Source organism: Paeniglutamicibacter sp. NPDC012692, from assembly GCF_042901625.1.
Taxonomy (GTDB): domain Bacteria; phylum Actinomycetota; class Actinomycetes; order Actinomycetales; family Micrococcaceae; genus Paeniglutamicibacter.
Genome location: NZ_JBIBDE010000001.1, coordinates 812864 through 834469 on the forward strand (window position 1 = coordinate 812864; position 21606 = coordinate 834469).

Consider the following 21606-nt stretch of genomic DNA (forward strand, 5'->3'; position numbering starts at 1 on the left):
GAGGCACCAGTGCCACGCGACATACCAGAGACCCTGCTCGATGCCATCGGCGGGTCAATGCCCGATGCCCGCATGGCCTTCTTCGCCTGGTACGGCGGGGAGGCCATGAACGATGGTGTGCCACTGCCGGTGACCTCGTGGTCAATTGACTGGACCGGCGACACCGGGACCCTCATGCAGGGCACCCTGTCGATCACGGTGGCCGACGGCACCGGAGACCTGGCCCCGTGGGGGTTTGACGAGGCCTTGTCGGTGGGCGGCTCGGAAATCACAGCCCGCTTCGAACACGGCGCCGACCTGGTGGAGCTGGGCACGTACCGGAACCAGGGCTCGAACCCTAATGAGCAGTGGCGCATCGACCGCGACGGGGTCTCATTCATCCCGGGCGGCGCGACGGTGCCGGTCACCGCGAATGAGCTCACGCAGCTGATCATCAACGACGCCTTCCGCTCCCCGGAAGCCCCGAACACGTCCGGCACGGTCGTCTCGGAGATCAAGCGCCTATGCGCCGGCATCGTCGGCGTCGTCTTCACCGGCGTCACCGATCGGGCGATCCCGCTGGACATGACCTACCGCGAGGACCGGATGGCGACCATTGAGGATCTGGCGAAGCTGGCCGGGGCCGCGTTCCGGATGACCGGGGATGGGGTGCTGGAAATCTACGCCACCGCCCGACCGGCCGCCCCGCACTGGGCCATCCTGCCCGGCGCCGGGGAAATCCTCATCAACGTCGCCCGCAGGCAAGACGCCAGCACGATCTTCAATTCCGTCGTGGCGACCGGCACCAACGCCGGGCACGAGATCCGCGAGTACGCGGACGCCGAGGGAATCCTCGCACCCAACGGACCGATGGGCCGCAAGACGAAATTCGTGCAGTCCATGGAAATCGACCGCGACGGCGTGCTCAAGGATGCCCGGGCCGCGATCACGAAGTCCGGCGCCGAAGCAACCACGCGCCTGGCGGTGTCGTGCCTGCCGCACCCGGGCATGATGATCGGCGACTGGGTGCAGATCGTGCAGCCGGTCGCCGACGACCTGACCAGCGGGCTCGTCGGATGCATCCGCGGCATGAGCCTGTCCGGCAGCGGCACGAGCTTCGACGCCATGAGCCTCACGGTCGAATGCGACACCGCCGAAGTGGAACGGATCGCACGCATGGTCAGGAGCGCCCGTGAATAGCGCGCTCATCCTCGCGCAGGCCTTCAAAAAGCCCGTCCGCACGACGCGCCTGGAGACGGGCTTTTGCGAGGCCGGCAAGAAGGTTTCCATCGGCGGCAACGTGCTCTCGGCAATCTGGCTGGAGCACGTAATTGCCGAGGACGGCGACCCGCTGGCCATGGTCATTGTGGACTACACGGACTCCACCTCCAGTGCCCCCTTTGTGCTGGGCGTGGCCCGCGACTACGAGCCAGTGGTTCCGCTGCCGATCGAGGGGACGATCAAGACGTGGGCGGCCGGGTCGCTCACCGCCGTGGTCTCGACCACGGCGGGTGACATGACGGCCACCACGACCTCCAACTACACGCCTGTCGTCAATGACCGGGTGCGCCTGCTGTGGCAGACCGCCCCCAACGGCGGCGTCGTGGGCACGGTGTTGGCGAAGATCGGCGCGGTCGCCCCGCCGACCCCGCCGCCGCCGAAGCCGAAGCCGCCGAAGCCAGCACCCCCGCCGCCGAAGCCGGTGACAGGGTCGGACACCTTTACCGCATCGAATTCCGGCACCTTCTCCACCGGCGTGGGCGTGTGGAATGACCGCTACGGGACCGACGTGATGACCGGATCCGGATGGGGTTCGCCCGGCAACCAGCGAGGCGCCTGGTTCTACCACGACAAGCTCTCCAAGCTCGACGGGAAGACCCCGACGAAGGTTCAGCTGTGGATCCCTGCCCGGCGCAAGGTCGGGAACCACAACGGGTCGGCGACTTTCCAAGTCCACCGGCACACCTCGAAGAAGCGCCCCGGCGGCGACGTGAACCGCGTGGACAGCATCACCATCACCCTGCCCGCCAACTCATCCGGACGCTGGGTCGACCTGCCCACCAGCTGGGGAACGCCGCTGATCAATGGGCACGGAATCGGTTTGGCCGGCGGCGACTACGCGGGCTTCGACGGAATCAAGGACAACTCCGGCTCCGGCCGCATACGAATCTACTGGGAGGCATAATGCCAGAGAATATCTTCAACAAGATCCGGGTGCCCGCCCAGACGGACATGTGGGACCTCGTTCCAGACCTCAAGAAGATGGGCGAGTCCGTCAATGCCGTCATCGCGGTGAGCTCGAAGGCCGAGCGGGATGCCCTGACCGGGCCCGGCGGCGGTGCCATCCCCAACGGCACGGTCGTCGTGAGGCTGGACCAGGACGGCGTCTTGGACCGGCGCGTCGGCGGCGCGTGGCAGGAGGGGCGACCGGCATGGACCAGCGTCGGCGGCGGCATCTCCTACCGGTACTTCCCGGCGACCGGAATGGTGGAAGTCATTGTCGTGGTGACCGCCAGCCTGCCCGTGGGCGTCACCGACCTGGCCGTGGCCGCCATCCCCGCCAATCGCCGCGCATCCGGAGGCAACCCCCGCGGCGAGGCGCTGCTCAGTAGCGGCAACATGCCCGGGCAAATCTACGTCGACAACACGTCCGGCAACATCGGCTGCATCAACCAGTCCGGGGCCACCCGCACCGCCGTGCAGGGCCGCATCCTCTACAGCGTCGGATAGGAACCCGCACATGCCCCCAATCCCCGAATGGATCGGTGGATCCACCGGATGACCGAGACTATCTGGATTCAGATCATCATCACTGCCGGAGTTGTCCTGGTCGCTGGAATCCCTGCCTACTTCGCTTTCAAGGGCAAGCTTGCCGAGATCAACAAGGGTACGCAAGCGGCCGCCAAGGACGCGAGGGAGGCCCGTGTGCAGGTCAAGAATTCCCACGATACGAACCTTCGCGAAGAGCAGGACGAGCGCCACGAGGCCTTGACGAATCTGCTTGGTGAGCTCGCCCGGGACGTGCGTGGTCTGCGCGAGGACCACTACGCGACGCGCAAGGACATCGGCCTGCTGCATGCGGAAGACCGGGCCGGACGCCGCGAGACGCAGGAGCTTCGCCGCGAGCTCTCGGAGCATCTTGAGCAGACAGCCGAGAACATGGCCCTCGTCAGACGACTAGCCGCCGAAAACTGAACAACCCCACACCCCAAGCCCCGCACTCCGGGGCTTGGAGGTGTTGGCGGAAGGGTTCGCGGCAATGATCTACAGGCCATCCTCTCGATCGAGTCGAGACAGCGTTGGGTGCGGGTCCTCGGCGCACCAATGGCGTTCGACCCAAGCCCTAAACCATGCCCTAATTCTTTTCATGCGGACCCCCAGGAACGAAGCCAAGGTGGATCGGCTGGACGATCTTCCGGGAACAGCACCGCAACCGCTAATTGCTTTGGTCGTCCGGCTTCCATATAGCTGTCGCATGATGCGGCTCGGGGAACATCTTATTCGGGTCGTACATTCCAGTCGCGTGAGACAACCCGTTCCAGACGTACCGGCCACCGGGCAAGTTCATCGGGAAGGTGCTTACATCGAGCAGCTTCTTTTCGTCGGCACGCGGACCGCCCTGAAAAGTAAATAAGTACTCCATCAATCCAATCTAACTCGCTCAAGCCGCCCCACCTAGGGCGGCTTTTCTGTTGCCCAGGAGGCACCCATGGAATACCACCTCGCCCCATCCCTCGTGAAGCTACGCGACCAGGTCAACGCCCGATGGCCGGAACGTGACAAGGGCTCGGACGGATGGATCGGCGATCCGTCCCACCAGGCACGCCCGTCCGACCACAACCCCGACTATGCGGACGGAGGCATTGTCCGTGCCCTCGACATCGACAAGGACGGCATCAACGTCGACGAGCTGCTGGCCGCCGCCATCGGTGAACCTCGGGTCGCCTACGTCATCTGGAACCGACGCATCTGGACCCACGCGGCAGGATGGCAGCCGTACACCGGAACGAACGCGCACACTGCCCACATTCACGTGAGCATCCGCCACACCAGCGTCGCAGCAGCAGGCGGGGCATGGGCTCTTGGCGGAACCGTGAAGCCTGCCGGGACCATCAAGCCAAAGCCGCCCACATCGAAGCCCGCGGGCAAGTCCGTGGCGACCATGGCCGCGGAAGTAATTGCAGGTCGGCATGGCACCGGCCACGACGCCCGCCGCCGCTCCCTCGGAGTCAGCGCCGCGGTATATGAGAAGGTGCGTGCCGAGGTGAACCGCCGCGCCGGGGCCAAGACCCCGGCCGCGGGCAAGAGCATCAGCCAGATGGCCACGGAAGTAATCCAGGGCAAGCACGGCAACGGGCACCCGGCCCGACAGAAGTCCCTCGGCGTCAGCAATGCGACCTACGCCCATGTCCGCGCCGAAGTAAACAAGCGAGCCTAGGAAGGCATCATGGATACCGATACCCTCATCACCGCGATCACCGCGGCATTCACCATCGCACTACCTGTGGTCGTTCAATGGCGCAAGCAGCCCGAGTGGTCCAAGCTGCTCAAAGTAGGCCTGCCAGTCGCGGCGTCACTGGTCATTGCCGTCGCATACCTGGTGGCAACCGAGGCGCTGGCCGGTCTCAGCTTCCTCGCCGCGTTCCTGATCGTCTACGGCCTGCAGCAGCTCGTCTACGCGACGATCATCAAGAATATTGCCGGTCTCATGAGTAGCGACGGCCGCCACGAGGCAATTACACAGGCTGACACAGATGACACCGATGTACACAGTGGTGACCACGACGCCTACCCGATCGGCGAGGCACACGGCCCCACACAGGCCGATCCCGAACGCTACACACCGTAGACAGCCGCACCTCCTTGGGATAGGTTTTCCGCACAACTGAATAGTCTCCGCGCTCCTTATGTCTTGTGCGGACGATCCGAAAATAGCCCCACCCTTTCCTCGCGGATCGGGTGGGGCTTTGTTCTCGCAGAAGTAACATTCGTTGGCACCTGAGAACGCTGATATGGTGGTCGCTGCGCAAGTACCCCCCCAGTACCTGCGCAACGTTTCGCAGGTACCCCCCAAGAACCTGCGCAACCATTCGTAGACGCTCATGCCCGTCATGGCATCTACAGACGAAATAGCCCCAGCCGATCCGCAAGGAAAGGCTGGGGCTATTTTTGCGTTTCTGGAGGAAACGGCGGCTAGTCGCGGGCGTTGATCTGGTAGATCCTGGCGTTGCTAAGTCCGGTGACCTCGCGGATCTTCGCGGTTGGCACGGCCGGATCCGCGATGGCCGCCTTGATGGCTGCGTTCAGTTCGGCCATGGCGACCTCCAGCTCGCGGTCGATCTTGGCCTTGCGATCCGCCGCCGCGACCAATGCGGCCAGCGCGTCGCTCATCGCTTCAAGTCCCGTCGGATGGAGACGACGGCGAACGCGAGGGTCACGGCGTAGACAACCCAGATGACCGCGAAGGCCACGGGGTAGGTATCGCCTGCCACGAACGTTCCCGCGAGGATGACCAGCGCGACGGTTGCCATGCTGATGGTGAGCCGGTGCTTGAGTGCTTGTTTCATTGTGTTTCCCAATCTTGCTAGTGTTGATCCCGGGGAACCGAGCTACTTTCTTTAGCTCGGTTCCCCTTTCCTATTTCTTTCGCTTACCGCTTCCTCGCCAGTTCTGTATGACTTGGATGATTCCGGTGAGCGTTGCTATCGCTGTCAGGATCAGTGTTGCTAGTTCGATTGATTCCTCCCTTCGTTGATAACTCTAGTCTAGTTGACTAGACGAATGGACGCAAGTGAGGAGCGGAAGAACCTCTAATCACCCGGCCGCCGGAGTGTCGCAGGGATTCCCCGAGTTCAAGGTGAATAAGGGTGCGGGTTGATTCCCGCTATCGCACCCGCCATCCAGGTTCTCGCACTTCCCAACCACCAGTCTGCGGACACTCAAACAACTGCCACGTCACTGGCTCCGAGGCCCGCGAACCAAGTGTCACCTGAACCTGCCACACCTGCACGTCAATCCTGAACGGCTGCCCCGCGGCCGCGCCCCTCTCTGCACGCACTTCCGTTCGCCACCAAGCAACCCGCTCAAACCAGCAGGTCGGCTCCACGACCACAGTCCATACGCGACCCTGCCGGCGCACCTGCATAGGCTTGCCCGACGCCGTCCACCGAATCTCAACACTTTCCATTCGAACGAACTTACGTGCACCCTATGACAGGTTCGAACACGGCTAGAACATGGAGCAGAGAATCTGTGGCGGTTTCGTGGCGGTTGGCCCCCGGCAGGAGCCTATTTGCGGCTCTTTTCGACTACAAGTAGAAAAGTGGTCAAATCCCCACAACCCTTGCAAACACTGGGAACAAAGGGCATCATGACCCGACTTCCCTTCTACGTGGCATAGAATGTCGGGGTGTCCAATGTGCCCCCAAGCCTCGTCATCGAGGACTTGCTCAAAGATTTCGGCCCCGTTCCAGCCCTTGACGGCCGCATGGTGCGCGTACTGAACGGCATCAGCCTCAAGGCGAATGCCGGCAGCGTAACCACCCTGCTGGGTTCCAACGGCGCCGGAAAATCAACCACCCTTGCGTGCGCGCAGGGTCTGTTGCGTCCCGACGGGGGCAAAGTATCGCTGCTAGGCGAGGATCCCTACGGGGCCAGCCCCGCGCTGCGCTCCCGCGTCGGGGTCATGCTGCAGGACGGCGGCCTCCCGCCCTCGCTGCGACCGATCCCGCTGCTGCGCCACGTCGCCTCGCTTTACCAGCGGCCGGCAGACATCAACGCGCTGATCGAGCGCCTGGGCATCAACGAATTCGCCAATACCTCAATCCGCAGGCTCTCCGGCGGACAGAAGCAGCGCGTGGCGCTGGCCGCGGCGCTGGCCGGAAACCCGGAGGTCGTCTTCCTCGACGAGCCGAGCGCCGGGCTGGATCCGCAGTCGCGCCAGGTCGTCTTCGACCTGATCACCGAGCTTCGCAACGCCGGGCTGTGCATAGTGCTGACGACCCACCTCATGGAGGACGCCCAGCGCCTCTCCGACTACGTCTACATCATCGACCGCGGAATCAACGTCGCCGAGGGCACCGTCGCGGAACTGACGGCACGCGCCAGCCACGAGGCAACGGCCCAGGCCGTGACCTTCACCGCCGCACCCGCCCTGGCCCTGCCCCAGATGCCCGCGCACCTGCTGCTGCTGGAACCGGCCCCCGGGCAGTACCGGCTCGAGGGCGTGCGTGATGCCCACGATTTGGCAAGCCTCACCAACTGGTGGGCGCAGGAAAGCATCCTGCCAGATTCGCTCCTGATGCAGCCGCGGACGCTCGAAGACGTGTTCTTGGAAATTGCCGACAAGGGAAACGATGTCAACTAGTACTCAAGCAGCACCGGGCACCTCGAATGCCGTGGGAACGCTCAAGCGCATCCTGTTGCAGGGCCGCTACGAGACCCTGGCCATGATCCGCAACGGCGAGCAGCTGGTCATCGCGATCGTGCTGCCGCTGATGGCCATGTTCGGGCTCGTCTTCACCGACCTGCTGAAGAACATCGCGGCCCGCCCGATCGATGCCGCCGTCCCCGGCGTCCTGGCGCTGTGCGTGGTTTCGACCGCGTTCACCGGCCAGGGCATCGCCACCGGGTTCGACCGACGCTACGGCGTCATGCGCTTCCTCTCAACCACGCCGCTGGGCCGCGCCGGCCTGATCTACGGCAAGGTCATGGCCGTGCTGGCCGTGCTGGCCATGCAGGTCGTCGTCATCGGCGGCACCGGCTTCCTGATGGGCTGGGAGCCCGCCCCGGGCGGAATCCCGTGGGCCATCCTGCTGCTGGTTCTCGGCGCCGCGGCCTTCACGGCCCTGGGCCTGATGATCGCCGGCACCGTGCGCCCCGAGGCCACGCTTGCCATCACCAACCTTGCCTGGGTCCTGCTGGCCGGGGTCGGCGGAATCCTTTTCCCCTCCACCAGCGTTCCCGCCTTCCTGCACCCGATCATCAACGTGCTGCCCTCGGCCGCGCTGGGTGATTCGCTGCGTGCAGCCCTCATCTCCGGGACCGCGTCGGGCCCCGGCATTCTCATCCTGCTGGCATGGACACTCATCGCCGGTTTCGCCGCAACGCGCTGGTTCAAGTGGAACTAGAAATCTGGAGCACAAGATCATGAGTACCGACTCCCCCACGACCAACCACCGGACGAACTGGTTGCCGTCCGCGGTCAACAAGACCGTCCACCGCCTGGCCATCGCCTCGCTGGCGTCCCAGATCGGCATCATCGTCACCGGAGGCGCCGTGCGCCTGACCAAGTCCGGCCTGGGCTGCTCGCAGTGGCCCAACTGCGTGCCGGGCTCCATGACCCCGGTGCCGGAACAGGGCATCCACGGCCTGATCGAGTTCGGCAACCGCATGCTGACCTTCGTGCTGGTGGTCATTGCCGTGGCCATGATCGTTTCGATTTGGCGCATGCGTTCGACGAACAAGACCATCTACGGACTGTCGATCGCCCTGCTGGCCGGCATCCCCGCCCAGGCAGTCATCGGCGGCATCACGGTGCTGACCAAGCTGAACCCGTGGGTTGTTTCGCTGCACTTCATCGTGTCGGCCACCATGGTCATGGCCGCGACCCTGCTGGTCAACCGGACGGGCGCGCTGCGCCGCGGGGAAGCCTCGCTGGGCAAGCCGGCGGGCACCACCCAGCAGTTCCTGGCCTGGACGATCCTGGCGACGTCCGCGCTGGCGATCGTGCTGGGCACGGTCGTCACCGGCACGGGCCCCCACGCAGGCGACGCGAATGCCCCGCGCCACCTCTTCGACCCGTACTTCGTCACCCGCCTGCACGTGGTCCCGGTGTACCTGCTGGTTGCGGCAACGCTGATCGCCCTGTTCCTGGCGATGCGCAACAGCGAGGACAAGCAGCTGCGCACCCCGCTCATCCTGATGACCGCGGTCGTCGTTTTGCAGGGCGTCATCGGCTACACGCAGTACTTCAACGGCCTGCCGATCCTGCTGGTGATCTTCCACATGCTTGGCGCCTCGCTGCTGGCAGCGGCGGCCATCAACGTGTGGGACCGCACCACCCAGAAGTTCCCCTTCTAGGAAGACCCCGACAGAGGAGCCCGGGACCATTGCGGTCCCGGGCTCCTCTGCGTTTTTCCGGTGATGGCGTGGCGCCTGGTCAGGCGGCGTCGTGGTCGGTTTCGAGCACGCGGGCCAGGGTCTCGAGGACCGCTTCGGCGCCCTCGCCGTCGGCACGGAGCACGACCTTGGTGCCGTACTCGGCACCCAGGCCCATCAGCGACAGGATGCTCGAGGCGTCGAGCGCGTCCTCGACCGGCTCGCCTTCCAGGGCGATGGTGACCTCGAGGGGCTGGTCTGCTGCGGCCTCGGCGAAGATGGCCGCCGGACGGGCGTGGAGTCCGACGCGGCTGGCGATGGTGGCTGTACGTTCTGCCATGATGTTGCTCCTTGGTTGGGGTTGTTCCGTTTGGGTGTCAGAGTCCGAAGACGTCGAGTTCGGGCAGTTCGGCGCGGACGGCGCTCCGGGCTTCCTCAGCGGAACCGGCTTCGAGCGCCAGCTCCGCGATGCGCCGGGCCCCGGCCAGGTCCACGGTCTTGAGGATGGCGGCGACGGCCGACAGCGCGCGCCGGTTCATCGACAGCGTCGCCACACCGAGCCCGACCAGCACGACGGCCAGTGCGGGGTCGGCCGCGGCCTCGCCGCAGACCCCGACCGGCCTGGGACCGCCCTGCGCGGCCGCTCCCCCGTCGCAGGTTGCCCTGATCAGGTGCAGCACGGCCGGCTGCCAGGGGTCGTTGAGTTCGGCCAGCGCCCCGAGTTGGCGGTCGGCGGCCATGGTGTACTGGGTCAGGTCGTTGGTACCAATCGACGCGAAGTCGACCTCGGAGGTCAGCTGCCTGGCCATCAACGCGGCGGAGGGGACCTCCACCATCACGCCGGGGGTCTTCAGCCCGGCCTGCACGCACATCGCCGCGAACGCCGCGGCCTCGGCGGGTGTGGAGATCATCGGCGCCATGGTCCAGACCTCGGCGGCGGAGCCGTCTGCGGCCTCCGCGATGGCGGCGAGCTGGCGGGCCAGGACGCCCGGGACGGCCGCGTCGGTGCGGTAGCCGCGCACCCCGAGGGCGGGATTAGGCTCCGAGTCGTCGGTCAGGAAAGGCAGCGGCTTGTCGGCCCCGGCATCGAGGGTCCGCACGACGACCTTGGCGCCGCCGAACGCGTCGAACACCGCCCGGTAGGCCTCCACCTGCTCCCCGCGGGTGGGCTCGGTGTCCCGGCCCAGGAAGCAGAACTCGGTGCGCAGCAGGCCCACGCCCTGGGCCCCGGCGGCGGCCGCCGCCACGGCGTCGGCGCCGCTGCCCACGTTGGCCAGCAGCGGGACGCCGTGGCCGTCGGCAAGCCGGCCGTCGCCGTCGAACTCCGGCAGCGGGACCCGTGAGGCGTAGGCCTCTGCCAGGTCGACTTCCGCGATGCCGGGCCCGCGCACCACGGTGCCGTCGATGCCGTCCACGAAGACCAGGTCGCCGTCGGCCAGGGCCACGGTCCCCCGGGCCGCGACGATCGCCGGCAGGCCGAGCGAACGGGCGATGATCGCGGTGTGCGACTGCGGCCCGCCGTCGCTGGTCACCAGGGCCAGCACGCGCGCCGGGTCCAGCGTGGCGGTGTCGGCCGGCGCCAGGTCCACGGCGCAGAGCACGAACGGTTCCCCGGCGTCGGGGATGCCGGGCGCCGGGACGCCGCGCAGTTGCGCGACGATCCGGGCGCGGACGTCCAGCACGTCGGTGGCGCGCTCGGCCATGTAGCCGCCGAGCGCCGCCAGCTGGGTGGCGACCGCGTCGGCCGCCTCCCAGATCGCCGATTCCGCACAGGTGCCGGTGGCAACGAGCTTGGTTGCCGACTTCAGCAGCGTCCGGTCCGCGGCCATGAGCGCGGTGGCCTTGAGCACGGCGGCGGCGTCGCCCGTGGCGGCCGCTGCGCGTTCCTTGAGTCCCGCGGCGACGGCCTGCGTGGCTTCGGCCAGCCGTGCCGACTCCTCCTCGGCGCTCACTCCGGCCGGCAGCGGGGCGCCGTCGGCGGGTGCGGCGATGGGCTCGGGCATCCGGCGGACCGGGCCAATGACCCGGCCGGCGCTGACGCCGACCCCGGTGAATCGCTCGCTCATGCCGCCACCTGCTCGGTGGCTGCGGAATGTTCAACGGTTGCCGCCGCCGCGGAGGGGGTCTTGCGGGCGTATCGCTTCAGCGCCACCACGGCCAGGGCGCTGATGACGGTGCCGACGACGATGGAGAGCGCGAACATCGGCAGGTTGCCGATGGCGAAGAAGACGAAGATTCCGCCGTGCGGGGCCTGCGAGGTGACGCCCGTGGCCATGATCATGGTGCCCGTGACCCCGGCGCCCAGCATGCTGGCGGGGATGACGCGCAGCGGGTCGGCCGCGGCGAACGGGATCGCGCCCTCGGAGATGAAGGCGGCGCCAAGCAGCCAGGCGGCCTTGCCGTTTTCGCGCTCGGCCGTGGAGAAGAGCCTGCGGTCCAGCACGGTGGCCAGGGCCATCGCGAGCGGCGGGACCATGCCGGCGGCCATGACCGCCGCCATGATCTGCCACGGTGCCTGGTTGGCCACGGCGCCCGCGCCGAGTCCGGCGACGGCGAAGGAGTAGGCGACCTTGTTGACGGGTCCGCCGAGGTCGAAGGCCATCATCAGGCCCAGGATCAGGCCGAGCAGGGCCGCGGCGACGCCGGACATCCCGGAGAGCCAGCCGTTCAGGCCCGCGGTCAGCGCGGCGATCGGGCCCCCGAGGACCAGGAACATCAGTCCGGAGGCGATGATCGAGCCGAGCAGCGGGATGATGACCACGGGCATGAGTCCGCGCAGCCATCGCGGGGTCTTCCAGGAACCGATCCAGCGGGCCGCGAGGCCGGCGATCAGGCCGCCGGCGATGCCGCCGAGGAAGCCCGCGCCCATGAACCCCGCCACGGCGCCGGCGGTGAAGCCCGGGGCCAGGCCGGGACGGTCGGCGAAGGCGTAGGCGATGTAGCCGGCCAACACGGGAACCAGGAAGCCCATCGACAGGGCGCCGATCTTGAAGGCGACGGCGCCAAGGTACACACCCATCGGGCCGAACTGCGCGCCGATCTGGGCCACGACGTCGGCACCCGGCAGGTTGAACAGGGTGTTGGCGGCCAGGACCTTGTCCGCGACGGTGGTGACTTGGTAGCCGCCGAGCAGGAAGCCCAGCGCGATGAGCAGGCCGCCGCCGGCGACGAAGGGAATCATGTAGCTGACGCCGGTGAGCAGGGCGCGCTTCAGGGCGGCGCCGGCGCTCTCGCGCCCGGCCGGAGAACCGCCGGAGGTGTCCGCAGACCCGGTGCCGGAGGCGACGCGGCGGGCGTTCGGGTTCGTCGCGGCGGCCAGCGCCTCGGCCACCATGACGGCGGGCTCGTCGATGCCGCGCTTGACCGGCGACTGGATGACTGGCTTGCCGGCGAAGCGTTCCTTGCCGCGCACGTCGACGTCCACGGCGAAGATCACGGCCTCGGCCGCGGCGATCACCGCCGGGTCCAGCGGGGTGGCGCCGGATGATCCCTGGGTTTCGACCTGCAGGTCGATCCCGGCCTCCGCCGCCGCGGCCACCAGCGAATCGGCTGCCATGTAGGTGTGGGCGATGCCGGTGGGGCATGCCGTGACGGCAACCAGGCGGCGCCGCGCGGACGGCGCCGGAGCCGGGGCGGCTGCCGCAACGTCGGCGGCGGGGGCCGGGCTGACGGCTGTCTCGACCAGTGCCACGATCTCGGCCGGGCTTCCGGCGGCGCGCAGGGCTGCGGTGAAGTCCTTCTTCACCAGCGAGCGGGCCAGCTTCGAGAGCAGCTTCAGGTGCTCCTTGTCGGCGCCCTCGGGGGCGGCGATGAAGAAGATCAGGTCGGCGGGGCCGTCCTTGGCGCCGAAGTCGACGGCCGGGGCCAACCGCGCCATGGCGAGCGTCGGTTCGGTGACCGCCGCCGAGCGGCAGTGCGGGATGGCGATCCCGCCCGGCACGCCGGTGGCGGTCTTCTGCTCGCGGGCCACCGCGTCCCGCTGCAGGGCCGCGGTGTCCGTGGCGCGGCCGGTGGCCGCCACGGTGCGGGAGAGCTGGGCGATGACCTCGGTGCTGGTGCTGCCAAGGTGCATGTCAAGCAGGACAAGCTCTTCGGTGATGAGACGCGTCATGGCTTTCCTTCGGTGGGAAGTGGGGTGGGGAGTGGAGCGGGAAGCGCGGCGACGGTGACGGCGCGCGGGTTGGTGTGTTCGGGGGCGGGAATGGTCGATCCCGGCAGGGCGACGGCGGCCGATCCGTGGGCGACGGCCTGGCGCAGGCAGTCGGCCGGTCCCCCGCCCGCCGCGTCGGCGAGCAGGTACCCGGCCAGGGCCGAGTCGCCGGCGCCGACGGTGCTGCGCGCGGTGACCGGGTCGTGGGTTGCGTGCCAGCTGCCGGCCCCGGTGGCCAGCACGGCGCCCTTGGAGCCGAGCGTGGCCAGCACGGCCCCGGCCCCGGCCTCGATGAGCCGCAGCGCGGCCCGGGCGGCGTGTTCGGGGTCGGCCTCGAGCTCGGGCTCGGTGCCTTCCCCGGTGAGCTCGGCCAGTTCCTCTGCGTTGGGCTTGATGAGGTCCGGGGCACTGTCCGGGCCTGCGGCGAAGAGCGCGGCGAGCGGGGCGCCGGAGGTGTCGACGGCAATGCGCGGGGCCCGTGCGCCGAGCTTGGCGCGGACCTCGGCGACGAGTCCGGCGTAGAACTCCGGGGCGACGCCCGGCGGCAGGGAGCCGGCCATCACCAGCCAGCTGGCACCGTCGGCCGCGGCGAGCACCGCTTCGACCAGGGCGCGCTGGTGTCCGGCGTCCAACAGGGGGCCGGGGGCGTTGACCTTGGTGGTGGTCCCGTCGGCCTCGGCCAGCGTCAGGTTGCTGCGCAGCGGCTGGCCGATGGGCAGCGCCACGTGAGGCAGGTCGATGTCCGCGAGGCCGAGCACCACGGGGTCGTGCGGGTCACCGGGCAGCACCGCCAGCGTGCGCAGCCCACCGGCGGCCAGTGCGCGGGCCACGTTCACGCCCTTGCCGGCGGCCTGCGAGGTCAGCGACAGGGCCCGCTGGACCCCGCCGCGCTGCAGGGGCGTGGCCAGTTCGATGGTGCGGTCCATGCTGGGGTTCATGGTCAGCGTGGCGATCATGCCAGCACCACCTCGACGTCGGCGGCCTCCAGGGCCGCGGCCAGCTCGGCGTCCGGTTCCCGGTCCGTGACCAGGGTGTCGATGTCGGAGAGCGCGGCGAAGCGGACCAGCGCGGTCTCCCCCAGCTTGCTGGAGTCGGCCAGCACCACCACGCGCCGCGCGCAGCCGACGATCGCGGTCTTCACCGCGGCCTCGAGCGCATCGGGGGTGCTCAGGCCGAAGCCGGCGTCCACGCCGTTGGCTCCAACGAAGGCGATGTCCGGGCGCAGCGAGTCCAGTTGGGCGAGCGTGTGGCTGCCGGTGGCCGCGCTGGTGAGGCCGCGCACGCGGCCTCCGATGAGTTCCAGCGGCAGGGCGGGAGAGACGCGCTGCGCAATGGGCAGCGCGTGGGTGATCACCAGGAGTTCCTCGGCACGCGGCGCGGCGAGCTCCTCGGCCAGCAGCCCGGCCAAGAGCTCGGTGGTGGTTCCGGCATCGAGCAGGATCGAGGTGGCACCCTGCGGGAGCAGCTCGAGCGCCTTCGCGGCGATCCGCCGCTTGGCAGCCAGGTTCTGGGTGGTGCGGGCCGTGTGGCTCTGTTCGGCGGTGCTGGTCTTCGCGGCTGCGACCGCGCCGCCGTGCACCCGGCGCAACACCCCGACCTGCTCCAGCTGGGCAAGGTCGCGGCGCACGGTTTCGCGGGTGATGCCGAAGCGTTCAGACAGGTCGGCAACTCCGACCTTGCCCGACAGGGACAGCTGCTCGGTGACGAGGCGGTGGCGTTCTTCGGCAAACACTATGTGGAGCCTCCGGATAAGGTGACGCGAGTCACGGCGATCTGTGTTCGTATGACTTTAGGCGCGATGCGTACGCAATGTCAACACAAAACAACACAAAACCAAATAAACACAGATTCGATCGAGGACCCCACCTCCGTCCACCGGCGGCGCCGACTTTCCACTGCGGGACACGGCAGCGAAGGTGTCGCCTGAACCCAGACCATCGAGTTGCAGGTCAACGTAGTGTTCCCCCGAGAAAGCGGGCCGAGGTCGTCGTTGCTTGAAAACTGTCATTTTCGAAGTCGACTGCACTGACCGTCCAAAGTCACGTGCACTGCGCCGCCGCGTCCTTGGGCGGAACGCTCAGCGGAAAAGTTGGAAGACACACTGCCGTGCCAAGCGCGGCAAGACGGCAAGGGCCAGCCCTTGGTGTGGAGTGATGAAGGCACTGATAGATAACGCCCGACGCATCTCCGACGTGCTCACCGAGCTCGATGACGAAGACGTGCGAACGCTCATCGATGCCTCCGAGCATGTTGGAGTAGGCATCGCGGGGAACAACCGGGACAGCCCGCATCGGTGAAACGACCGTCTTCGTGAAACACCTCCCATTCACAGCAGCGAAGAGGCGGATCCAACCTCCACTGCCAGTAGAGTCCAGCTTCCCTTTGTCAGCCACTACGGGATCGGAAGCCCTGCCCACGGAGTCGGGCGGGAACTGGCGGCGCACCAGGCAACCACCCCGCGGATTCAGGCAGGAGCGGTGGATTTCTTCCCGTTCTTGCTCGGGTGGCGGGTCGTTGACCTGAAATGCGATACGGACCTCAATGAATTCGACGGCGAGGTTCCCCAGCGCCAGCGCCAGATCCGGTGCGCGTGGCACTCGGCGGGAGCGCCGACCTGATTGCCCAACATGCGAACGTCGCTGTCTACACAACGGAGATGTTCGGTGCCCTCAAGCAGGATGCGTCCGCCACGCTGTTCTACAGCACCCACGACAGGAGCCCTCAGTTTGCGTGACCGCGCACAAGGGCGCTAGTCCCCTCGTCGGCAACAAGACCTATCTGGACGCCGCTGCTGGCCTCCTCGCTGTGGAGGCCGGCTCAGCATGGATCATCCGCAGCACCCTGTTGGGGATGGGCATGTACTCACCAGCAGTGATCATCTCCAACGTGAGGGACGCCGTTGACGGCCGCTCCGACGATAACCGGCCCATCCTTCTCAACGGCGTGGCGAACCGGGTCCCCACGGATGTCACCGGCTTCGCCTTTGGATGCACCACCGCGCAGGTGCTAACCATTGCCTACCAGACCAGCAGCGGATGCGGTGGCCGGTCCCTGTGGTTTCGGAAGCCGGGCAGATTCCTCGTTCCCACACCCAGCAACCCGGTGAAGGGGCTGCACCAGGGCTACATAGGTGATGCCTGGGCGGCGGTTCCTGATCAAACCATCCGGGGCATCGAGGAATCGCTGCAGGCCTGCACAATGTGCCGCTGTCACAGGCGGTATTCTGGGTTTTCGAAGTCGAACCGGGCGCCTGCCTTCCATTCCTCCGGAAGGTTGCCATAGGCGGGTATACCGCCGGCGTCCTTGAGCGTTCGGGCCAAATGCATCAGGTTCCACGTCATAAAGGTGGTGTTGCGGTTGGTGAAATCGCTTTCCGGCCCGCCCGATCCCTCGTCGAGGTAACTGGGGCCCGGACCCACCGGGCCAATCCAGCCGGCGTCGGCTTGCGGCGGGATCGAAAAACCCACGTGCTGGAGGCTGTAGAGGATGTTCATTGCGCAGTGCTTGATGCCGTCCTCGTTGCCCGTGATGAGGGCACCGCCCACTTTCGGATAGAACGCCCACTGGCCCTTCTCGTTCAGATCCCCGGACTGGGCGTACAGACGCTCAATCAGCTTCTTTGTCTGCGAGCTGTTGTCCCCCAGCCAGATGGGGCCGGCCACAATCACAATGTCGGCCAATTTCACCTGCCCGTAGATCTCTGGCCAGGCATCCGTGTCCCAGCCGTGCTCACGCATATCCGGGTACACGCCTGTGGCAATGTCATGATCTATCGTTCGGAAGAGTTGCGTGGACACGCCCTGTTTTTCCATAATTCGCCGGCTGATGGAAATCAACCCGTCGGTGTTGGAAGTCTGTGGCGATTTCTTCAGCGTTCCATTGAAGTACACGGCACGCAGATCCGAATAGTCCTTCGCGTTCGTTGCCATTCTCAGGCGCCCTGCAACTCGCAAAGAGTGTTTCCGGCCGGGTCCGTGAACCAGTCAATCAAAGCTCGGTCGCCGCGGAAGATCCCCGCAACATCCGTTTCCACGGGCGTGTTGGCATAGAAGATTTTCGCCGGGGCAATCTCGTCGATCGAAAAGCCGCTGTACGCATGGGTGTCATGGAACATGGCTGCCTCCGCAGTGGGGGGATGAATATTTCTTGGGATGTTCCCAACATACGGCCGAGCCCCAGCCATTTGCTAGAGAATTTTCATGGCCACCAGCCCACCGGCGTTTCACTAACGGCGTGCGGGAATCAGGACTGTCAGAGGCCGGCGTCGTTTTGGGGGGGTCGGGTGTCATTTTCCTCTAAGGCGACTTCATTGGGCTTCTGAAATGACAAAACGGATTTCCCCGGCCGCGCAAACCCAAGCGCGTTGGACGGCATGCATCGGGATTGTCGATTCGAACCAATCTCGAAATCCCTAGTTTCAGGGGTCATTCACCTTACCGGCGCCAACGCGTCGCGACTGCCCGCTGGGCGCTGTCCGCCACCTTGGTTGCCCCGGGGCTGTTCCTGACGGCCTGTTCGGGCTCGGCGGGCAAAGATGGGGATCCGGACTTCGGTCCGGGCACTTGCGTGGCGCCGGCGGGCACAAAGCTGCAGGGCATCGAGCAGAAGGACTCCCCCGTCAAGCCGTAGCCGAAGCCGGCCAGATCCGAGCTGGTGGTGGAGTTCGAAACGGGACAGCTGTCCGCACGCTACGCCGGGATGGTGGCCGAAGCCACCGCCATCTGGTCAAAGAGTTCCCGCCTGAACGTGGTGGCGCTCCAGAAGTGCTCCGGCGGTGCGAACCGCGTGGCCGTTGTGGAAGACGGCAGCCGCTAACGCAACACGGATGGAGAGACGGACTGGCTGGGAACGGCGACTACATGGAAACGGCAATCATCACCCTGTAAACCCAGCCGCTGGGGGCAGACACTCGACAACGGGACGCTGCCCACCATCGTCCACGAAATGGGCACGCGCTCGGCCCGGACCACCGACACAAGAGCTCCGACGCCATGAACTCGGTCACCGGCGACAACACGAATCCGGTGCCTGACGCGGTCGGGGCAATGGGTCCCATTGGAATGAGCCCGATGCGGGTCAAGACCTAACCGCGGGTGGCGATCCGTTGGAGAAGCCAGCCCATGACTGCATCGCCTTGTTGTTGCTGGAAGGCTCGAACGGTGGGAAGGCCGACCGGGGCCGGAAACTTGCCGAACGAGGCAAGTCCGCACCGGGCGGCCGTCGAACCGGGAGCACCCTAAAGCGGGTCCCGAACCTTGGAGTCCTCCCCCATCGACAGGCATCTGAGCCCCGAATAGTCTTGAGCCGTTCCAACACGACCGACAACAGAGACGAAGAGATGTCTGACATGGGAGCTGCAGAAAACGCCGAACTGGTTCGGCGGGGATACGAGGCCTTCAACGCAGGAGATCTGGCGGCACTTGGCGAATTGTTCGCGGAGGACGCAATCTGGTACTCCCCCGGAAGCGGCGCGCTGTCCGGGACGAAGCAAGGACGCGACGCCGTCTTTGCTTACTTCGGCGAGCTGGAAAAGCGTTCCCGGGGCTCTTTCCAAGCGACCCTCCGGGACATCGTCGGCGGGGAAAACCACACGGTGGGGCTCCAGCAAAGCCGTGCCGAAAACAACGGAAAAACCTTGGACATGGCCACGGCCATCGTGTTCGTGCTCCGGGACGGAAAGGTCATAGAGGGCCGGGAGTTCTTCGATGATCCGGCCAAAGTGGACGAGTTCTGGGCCTGAGTTCCAGTGTGTCCCAAGCCGCAGTTGAAGGCGACCCTCATCCTGCAGGCAGCCACGCCGGGGGGGCAGTTCTTGGCACCGCACCGATGCGTCTTGCTACCCCGGCGCCGGCGTTCTTGGTCGACTACTTCGCCCCTCCGGGCGCGGAGGCAATGGGCGTCGTCCAAAAGCCGAAGAAAGGCCCCAAAATTCGCTGAAAGAAACGCCTACCGGAGGCCACCGGCTCCTAGGTAGAGTGGCTGGCAGCCGCCCGAGCCGACCCGATGCAGGAGTAACGACATGACCCAGTACATGATCTCGGTAAGCCACAACACGGCCGAGGCCCCCACGATGGAAACCATGGACCCCTCCGTGATCCAGCCGATCATTGCCGCGGTCGATGCGTTCAACGACAGGCTCCGCGCCGAGGGCGCATGGGTATTCGCCGGAGGGTTGCAACCCATCCAGACGGCCACCACGGTCGACAACACCGGCGATTCACCGGTCGTGACCGACGGCCCGCATGCCCAGTTCGAGGAATACCTCGGCGGTTTCTGGGTCATCGAGGCCGACGACCTCGATGCCGCACTGGAATGGGCCAAGGACGCCTCCAAGGCGTGCGCGGGCCGTGTCGAGTTACGCGCGTTCCAGGACGAGCCCGCCTGAACGGACGCCTCACATCGGGTACCGGGATTCAATCCACGGTGAAGTCGCGATCGTCGGGAACACCAAGCCGGCGTTCCGGTCATGGACATCCGGGACCGGGGGTCGGTATCGTGCCCGTATGTCAGAGAATGCGATGGTCGTGAACCCATGCTGATCTACTCGATGGGCGTTTCCGTGGACGGCTTCATCAACGACCGCGCGGGCCGGTTCGATTGGACCGACCTGACCGAGGAGCAGTTTCGTTTCCACATCTCCCAGGTTGGCGAACTCGGCACCTACCTGTGCGGCCGCAGGCTCTACGAAACCATGCTCGTCTGGGAGACCGATCCGGCGATGCGCAGCAACGAACTCGACGCGACATTCGCCGACATATGGTGCGCCCTCCCGAAGATCGTTTTCAGCCGCACCCTCGACTCCGTCCAGGGCAACGCCCGGCTCGCCAAGGCATCGGTGGCCGAGGAAATCGCCGCGGCGCTCGGCGCGACCGACAAGGACGTGTCGATCGGCGGAGCAAACCTGGCAGCGGAGGCGATCGGGCTCGATCTCGTCGACGAGCTGCGCATCTTCCGCAATCCGGTCGTCGTCGGTGGCGGCACGCCCTTCCTGCCGCCGATCGCCGAAACCCTTCCGCTGGACCTCATCGAGACCAGGACATTCGGCTCGCGCGTGGTCTTCGAACGCTACCGGCGCGCCCGTGGCGGGTCCGACTGAAACCGCCGGCCGGCACACAAAAAAGCGGCCCACCGGATTTTGAACCGGAGGGCCGCCAGGAAGTGGTAAACGCGCTTAGCCGAAGAGCGGGCCGCCCACGAACGGGTCGATCGCCAGGGCGATGAACACGAGCGTCAGGTAGGTGATGGAGATGTGGAAGACCTTCATTGCCTTCTTGTTCATGTCCGCCGGCTCGTGGTCGCGCTGCGCCTCGCGGTAGAGCACATGGCACTCGTAGATGAACCAGGCGCCGCTGACGCCGGCCAGGACCGTGTAGACGATGCCCGCGTAGCCCATCGGGGCCAGCAGCAGCGAGCAGACGACGGTGGCCCAGGCGTAGAGGACGACCTGGACGGAGACCTTGCGGGCCGTGGAGATCGCGCCGAGCATCGGCACGTGTGCCGCGTTGTAGTCGTCCGCATACTTCATGGACAGCGGCCAGTAGTGCGGCGGGGTCCACAGGAAGATGATCAGGAACAAGATGATGGCGGGCCATTCGATCTTGTTGGTGACCGCCGCCCAGGCGATGAGCACAGGCATGCAGCCGGCAATGCCGCCCCAAACGATGTTCTGGGCCGTGCGGCGCTTGAGGATCAGCGTGTACAGCACCACGTAGAAGAGGATCGCGGCCAGGCCCAGGGCCGTGGTCAGCGGGTTGGTCCCGACCCACAGCACCACCAGCGAGGCGATGCCCAGCAGGTAGGCGAAGACCAGCGCCTCGCGCGGGGTGACCTCGCCGGTGACCAGCGGGCGCCCCTTGGTGCGCTTCATGACCTTGTCCATGTCGCGGTCGATGTAGCAATTGAATGCACCCGATGCGCCCGCGGCCATGGCGCCGCCGAAGAGCGTGGCCAGCACCAGGGTGATCGACGGGAAGCCGCGTTCGGCGAAGATCATGGTCGGCAACGTGGTGACGAGCAGGAGTTCGACCACGCGCGGCTTCGTCAGCGCAAAATACGCCTTGGCCTTGCGCGAAACGAAGTCGCCCACCGATTCATTCGGCTGACGAGCTGCACGAGCAGTCGTTGCGGATTCAACGGAAACGGTCTTCACAGACATGCACTCAGTTCTACGGGGAAATAAGACAGACAGGCCTATCATACCCTTTTACGCGACGTAGAATTCGGCCGGTGAACACCCGCTTCGGGGTCACCCGCGGTGTTCTATGTCTCCATCGGACCCGAAACGGCCTTCCATAATCTTCAAGTTGTGGTCTCAAACGGGCAATTACCCACCCAATCGCGATAGGGTTGGAGGGTTGCGACGCCGCCGAAACCACCCA

Annotated in this window: 26 protein-coding genes; 15 read left to right on the top strand and 11 right to left on the bottom strand. The window is 66.3% G+C overall.

What is annotated here, in order from left to right:
- Positions 1–9: 9 nt before the first annotated feature.
- From ACFY5D_RS03725 to ACFY5D_RS03740, 4 genes are read left to right on the top strand one after another with little or no spacing between them, the layout of a single operon-like run.
- Positions 10–1179 (top strand): hypothetical protein, encoded by a 1170-nt coding sequence (locus ACFY5D_RS03725; RefSeq protein WP_387525202.1) that lies wholly within the window; start codon positions 10–12, stop codon positions 1177–1179.
- Entirely contained in the window at positions 1172–2164 is a 993-nt protein-coding gene (locus ACFY5D_RS03730) for a hypothetical protein (protein WP_387525205.1), read from the top strand. Before ACFY5D_RS03725 ends, ACFY5D_RS03730 begins: the two co-directional genes overlap by 8 nt.
- Positions 2164–2709, top strand: a complete 546-nt coding sequence (locus tag ACFY5D_RS03735) for a hypothetical protein (RefSeq protein ID WP_387525207.1) — start codon at positions 2164–2166, stop codon at positions 2707–2709. Before ACFY5D_RS03730 ends, ACFY5D_RS03735 begins: the two co-directional genes overlap by 1 nt.
- A 48-nt stretch (positions 2710–2757) precedes the next feature.
- Entirely contained in the window at positions 2758–3174 is a 417-nt protein-coding gene (locus ACFY5D_RS03740) for a hypothetical protein (RefSeq protein ID WP_387525209.1), read from the top strand.
- Positions 3175–3415: 241 nt separating this feature from the next.
- On the opposite strand, the gene ACFY5D_RS03745 is transcribed toward ACFY5D_RS03740, so the two are convergent.
- A complete protein-coding gene (locus ACFY5D_RS03745) occupies positions 3416–3622 on the bottom strand; it encodes a hypothetical protein (RefSeq protein WP_387525212.1) in 207 nt (68 codons plus the stop codon).
- A 66-nt stretch (positions 3623–3688) separates the two neighbouring features.
- Here ACFY5D_RS03745 and ACFY5D_RS03750 point away from each other — a divergent pair, with 66 nt between their 5' ends.
- Together ACFY5D_RS03750 and ACFY5D_RS03755 are read left to right on the top strand one after the other, a co-directional pair.
- A complete protein-coding gene (locus tag ACFY5D_RS03750) occupies positions 3689–4417 on the top strand; it encodes a hypothetical protein (protein WP_387525215.1) in 729 nt (242 codons plus the stop codon).
- A 9-nt stretch (positions 4418–4426) separates the two neighbouring features.
- Entirely contained in the window at positions 4427–4828 is a 402-nt protein-coding gene (locus ACFY5D_RS03755) for a hypothetical protein (RefSeq protein ID WP_387525218.1), read from the top strand.
- Between the two features lie 344 nt (positions 4829–5172).
- On the opposite strand, the gene ACFY5D_RS03760 is transcribed toward ACFY5D_RS03755, so the two are convergent.
- Together ACFY5D_RS03760 and ACFY5D_RS03765 are read right to left on the bottom strand one after the other, a co-directional pair.
- The gene (locus ACFY5D_RS03760; protein ID WP_387525221.1) at positions 5173–5370 is read right to left on the bottom strand and encodes a hypothetical protein; all 198 of its coding nucleotides are present in this window, start codon (positions 5368–5370) and stop codon (positions 5173–5175) included.
- Positions 5367–5546, bottom strand: coding sequence for a hypothetical protein (locus tag ACFY5D_RS03765; RefSeq protein WP_387525224.1), 180 nt, complete (start codon positions 5544–5546; stop codon positions 5367–5369). The genes ACFY5D_RS03760 and ACFY5D_RS03765 overlap by 4 nt, the downstream gene beginning before the upstream one ends.
- An 842-nt stretch (positions 5547–6388) precedes the next feature.
- On the opposite strand from ACFY5D_RS03765, the gene ACFY5D_RS03770 reads away from it, so the two are divergent.
- From ACFY5D_RS03770 to ACFY5D_RS03780, 3 genes are read left to right on the top strand one after another with little or no spacing between them, the layout of a single operon-like run.
- Positions 6389–7345: an ABC transporter ATP-binding protein gene (locus ACFY5D_RS03770; protein ID WP_387525227.1), complete on the top strand. Its 957-nt coding sequence runs from the start codon at positions 6389–6391 to the stop codon at positions 7343–7345.
- A complete protein-coding gene (locus ACFY5D_RS03775; RefSeq protein WP_387525230.1) occupies positions 7335–8108 on the top strand; it encodes an ABC transporter permease in 774 nt (257 codons plus the stop codon). The genes ACFY5D_RS03770 and ACFY5D_RS03775 overlap by 11 nt, the downstream gene beginning before the upstream one ends.
- A gap of 19 nt (positions 8109–8127) precedes the next feature.
- The gene (locus ACFY5D_RS03780) at positions 8128–9060 is read left to right on the top strand and encodes a heme A synthase (protein ID WP_387525232.1); all 933 of its coding nucleotides are present in this window, start codon (positions 8128–8130) and stop codon (positions 9058–9060) included.
- 79 nt (positions 9061–9139) lie between these two features.
- On the opposite strand, the gene ACFY5D_RS03785 is transcribed toward ACFY5D_RS03780, so the two are convergent.
- Genes ACFY5D_RS03785 through ACFY5D_RS03805 form a run of 5 tightly spaced genes read right to left on the bottom strand, consistent with a single transcriptional unit; the run spans position 9140 to position 14960 of the window.
- Positions 9140–9418: an HPr family phosphocarrier protein gene (locus tag ACFY5D_RS03785; RefSeq protein WP_387525235.1), complete on the bottom strand. Its 279-nt coding sequence runs from the start codon at positions 9416–9418 to the stop codon at positions 9140–9142.
- Positions 9419–9455: 37 nt separating this feature from the next.
- Positions 9456–11144, bottom strand: coding sequence for a phosphoenolpyruvate--protein phosphotransferase (locus tag ACFY5D_RS03790; RefSeq protein ID WP_387525238.1), 1689 nt, complete (start codon positions 11142–11144; stop codon positions 9456–9458).
- A complete protein-coding gene (locus ACFY5D_RS03795; protein ID WP_387525240.1) occupies positions 11141–13189 on the bottom strand; it encodes a fructose-specific PTS transporter subunit EIIC in 2049 nt (682 codons plus the stop codon). Before ACFY5D_RS03795 ends, ACFY5D_RS03790 begins: the two co-directional genes overlap by 4 nt.
- Positions 13186–14184 carry a 1-phosphofructokinase family hexose kinase gene (locus ACFY5D_RS03800; protein WP_387525242.1) on the bottom strand — a complete coding sequence of 333 codons (999 nt, stop codon included), beginning with the start codon at positions 14182–14184 and terminating at the stop codon, positions 13186–13188. Before ACFY5D_RS03800 ends, ACFY5D_RS03795 begins: the two co-directional genes overlap by 4 nt.
- Positions 14181–14960, bottom strand: a complete 780-nt coding sequence (locus tag ACFY5D_RS03805) for a DeoR/GlpR family DNA-binding transcription regulator (protein ID WP_387525245.1) — start codon at positions 14958–14960, stop codon at positions 14181–14183. Before ACFY5D_RS03805 ends, ACFY5D_RS03800 begins: the two co-directional genes overlap by 4 nt.
- 421 nt (positions 14961–15381) lie before the next feature.
- Between ACFY5D_RS03805 and ACFY5D_RS03810 the strand changes: the two genes are divergently transcribed.
- Together ACFY5D_RS03810 and ACFY5D_RS03815 are read left to right on the top strand one after the other, a co-directional pair.
- Positions 15382–15525, top strand: coding sequence for a hypothetical protein (locus ACFY5D_RS03810; RefSeq protein ID WP_387525248.1), 144 nt, complete (start codon positions 15382–15384; stop codon positions 15523–15525).
- A gap of 433 nt (positions 15526–15958) precedes the next feature.
- On the top strand, positions 15959–16510 hold the full coding sequence (locus ACFY5D_RS03815) for a hypothetical protein (RefSeq protein WP_387525250.1): 552 nt from the start codon (positions 15959–15961) through the stop codon (positions 16508–16510).
- On the opposite strand, the gene ACFY5D_RS03820 is transcribed toward ACFY5D_RS03815, so the two are convergent.
- Positions 16438–17157, bottom strand: a complete 720-nt coding sequence (locus ACFY5D_RS03820) for a flavodoxin family protein (RefSeq protein WP_387525253.1) — start codon at positions 17155–17157, stop codon at positions 16438–16440. The two genes, ACFY5D_RS03815 and ACFY5D_RS03820, sit on opposite strands and share 73 nt — an antisense overlap.
- 2 nt (positions 17158–17159) lie before the next feature.
- Positions 17160–17342: a hypothetical protein gene (locus ACFY5D_RS03825; protein WP_387525256.1), complete on the bottom strand. Its 183-nt coding sequence runs from the start codon at positions 17340–17342 to the stop codon at positions 17160–17162.
- A gap of 539 nt (positions 17343–17881) precedes the next feature.
- On the opposite strand from ACFY5D_RS03825, the gene ACFY5D_RS03830 reads away from it, so the two are divergent.
- The 4 genes from ACFY5D_RS03830 (at position 17882) to ACFY5D_RS03845 (ending at position 20324) form a co-directional block, all read left to right on the top strand.
- Positions 17882–18043, top strand: coding sequence for a hypothetical protein (locus tag ACFY5D_RS03830; RefSeq protein WP_387525259.1), 162 nt, complete (start codon positions 17882–17884; stop codon positions 18041–18043).
- 532 nt (positions 18044–18575) lie between these two features.
- Entirely contained in the window at positions 18576–18968 is a 393-nt protein-coding gene (locus ACFY5D_RS03835) for a nuclear transport factor 2 family protein (RefSeq protein ID WP_387525262.1), read from the top strand.
- A 279-nt stretch (positions 18969–19247) separates the two neighbouring features.
- On the top strand, positions 19248–19613 hold the full coding sequence (locus ACFY5D_RS03840; protein ID WP_387525264.1) for a YciI family protein: 366 nt from the start codon (positions 19248–19250) through the stop codon (positions 19611–19613).
- Between the two features lie 147 nt (positions 19614–19760).
- Positions 19761–20324 carry a dihydrofolate reductase family protein gene (locus ACFY5D_RS03845; RefSeq protein ID WP_387525267.1) on the top strand — a complete coding sequence of 188 codons (564 nt, stop codon included), beginning with the start codon at positions 19761–19763 and terminating at the stop codon, positions 20322–20324.
- Between the two features lie 75 nt (positions 20325–20399).
- Here the strand turns inward: ACFY5D_RS03845 and ACFY5D_RS03850 are convergent, their stop codons facing one another.
- Positions 20400–21383: a heme o synthase gene (locus tag ACFY5D_RS03850; RefSeq protein ID WP_387525269.1), complete on the bottom strand. Its 984-nt coding sequence runs from the start codon at positions 21381–21383 to the stop codon at positions 20400–20402.
- Positions 21384–21606: the final 223 nt, after the last annotated feature.

Bases quoted from the DNA above. Each gene is read 5' to 3' on its own strand.
- ACFY5D_RS03850 (WP_387525269.1), bottom strand. From the start codon at position 21,383: ATGTCTGTGAAGACCGTTTCCGTTGAATCCGCAACGACTGCTCGTGCA.
- ACFY5D_RS03800 (WP_387525242.1), bottom strand. From the start codon at position 14,184: ATGATCGCCACGCTGACCATGAACCCCAGCATGGACCGCACCATCGAA.
- ACFY5D_RS03755 (WP_387525218.1), top strand. From the start codon at position 4,427: ATGGATACCGATACCCTCATCACCGCGATCACCGCGGCATTCACCATC.
- ACFY5D_RS03740 (WP_387525209.1), top strand. From the start codon at position 2,758: ATGACCGAGACTATCTGGATTCAGATCATCATCACTGCCGGAGTTGTC.
- ACFY5D_RS03745 (WP_387525212.1), bottom strand. From the start codon at position 3,622: ATGGAGTACTTATTTACTTTTCAGGGCGGTCCGCGTGCCGACGAAAAG.
- ACFY5D_RS03765 (WP_387525224.1), bottom strand. From the start codon at position 5,546: ATGAAACAAGCACTCAAGCACCGGCTCACCATCAGCATGGCAACCGTC.
- ACFY5D_RS03760 (WP_387525221.1), bottom strand. From the start codon at position 5,370: ATGAGCGACGCGCTGGCCGCATTGGTCGCGGCGGCGGATCGCAAGGCC.
- ACFY5D_RS03810 (WP_387525248.1), top strand. From the start codon at position 15,382: ATGAAGGCACTGATAGATAACGCCCGACGCATCTCCGACGTGCTCACC.
- ACFY5D_RS03750 (WP_387525215.1), top strand. From the start codon at position 3,689: ATGGAATACCACCTCGCCCCATCCCTCGTGAAGCTACGCGACCAGGTC.
- ACFY5D_RS03735 (WP_387525207.1), top strand. From the start codon at position 2,164: ATGCCAGAGAATATCTTCAACAAGATCCGGGTGCCCGCCCAGACGGAC.
- ACFY5D_RS03795 (WP_387525240.1), bottom strand. From the start codon at position 13,189: ATGACGCGTCTCATCACCGAAGAGCTTGTCCTGCTTGACATGCACCTT.
- ACFY5D_RS03845 (WP_387525267.1), top strand. From the start codon at position 19,761: ATGCTGATCTACTCGATGGGCGTTTCCGTGGACGGCTTCATCAACGAC.
- ACFY5D_RS03785 (WP_387525235.1), bottom strand. From the start codon at position 9,418: ATGGCAGAACGTACAGCCACCATCGCCAGCCGCGTCGGACTCCACGCC.
- ACFY5D_RS03780 (WP_387525232.1), top strand. From the start codon at position 8,128: ATGAGTACCGACTCCCCCACGACCAACCACCGGACGAACTGGTTGCCG.
- ACFY5D_RS03840 (WP_387525264.1), top strand. From the start codon at position 19,248: ATGACCCAGTACATGATCTCGGTAAGCCACAACACGGCCGAGGCCCCC.
- ACFY5D_RS03820 (WP_387525253.1), bottom strand. From the start codon at position 17,157: ATGGCAACGAACGCGAAGGACTATTCGGATCTGCGTGCCGTGTACTTC.
- ACFY5D_RS03790 (WP_387525238.1), bottom strand. From the start codon at position 11,144: ATGAGCGAGCGATTCACCGGGGTCGGCGTCAGCGCCGGCCGGGTCATT.
- ACFY5D_RS03835 (WP_387525262.1), top strand. From the start codon at position 18,576: ATGGGAGCTGCAGAAAACGCCGAACTGGTTCGGCGGGGATACGAGGCC.
- ACFY5D_RS03775 (WP_387525230.1), top strand. From the start codon at position 7,335: ATGTCAACTAGTACTCAAGCAGCACCGGGCACCTCGAATGCCGTGGGA.
- ACFY5D_RS03825 (WP_387525256.1), bottom strand. From the start codon at position 17,342: ATGTTCCATGACACCCATGCGTACAGCGGCTTTTCGATCGACGAGATT.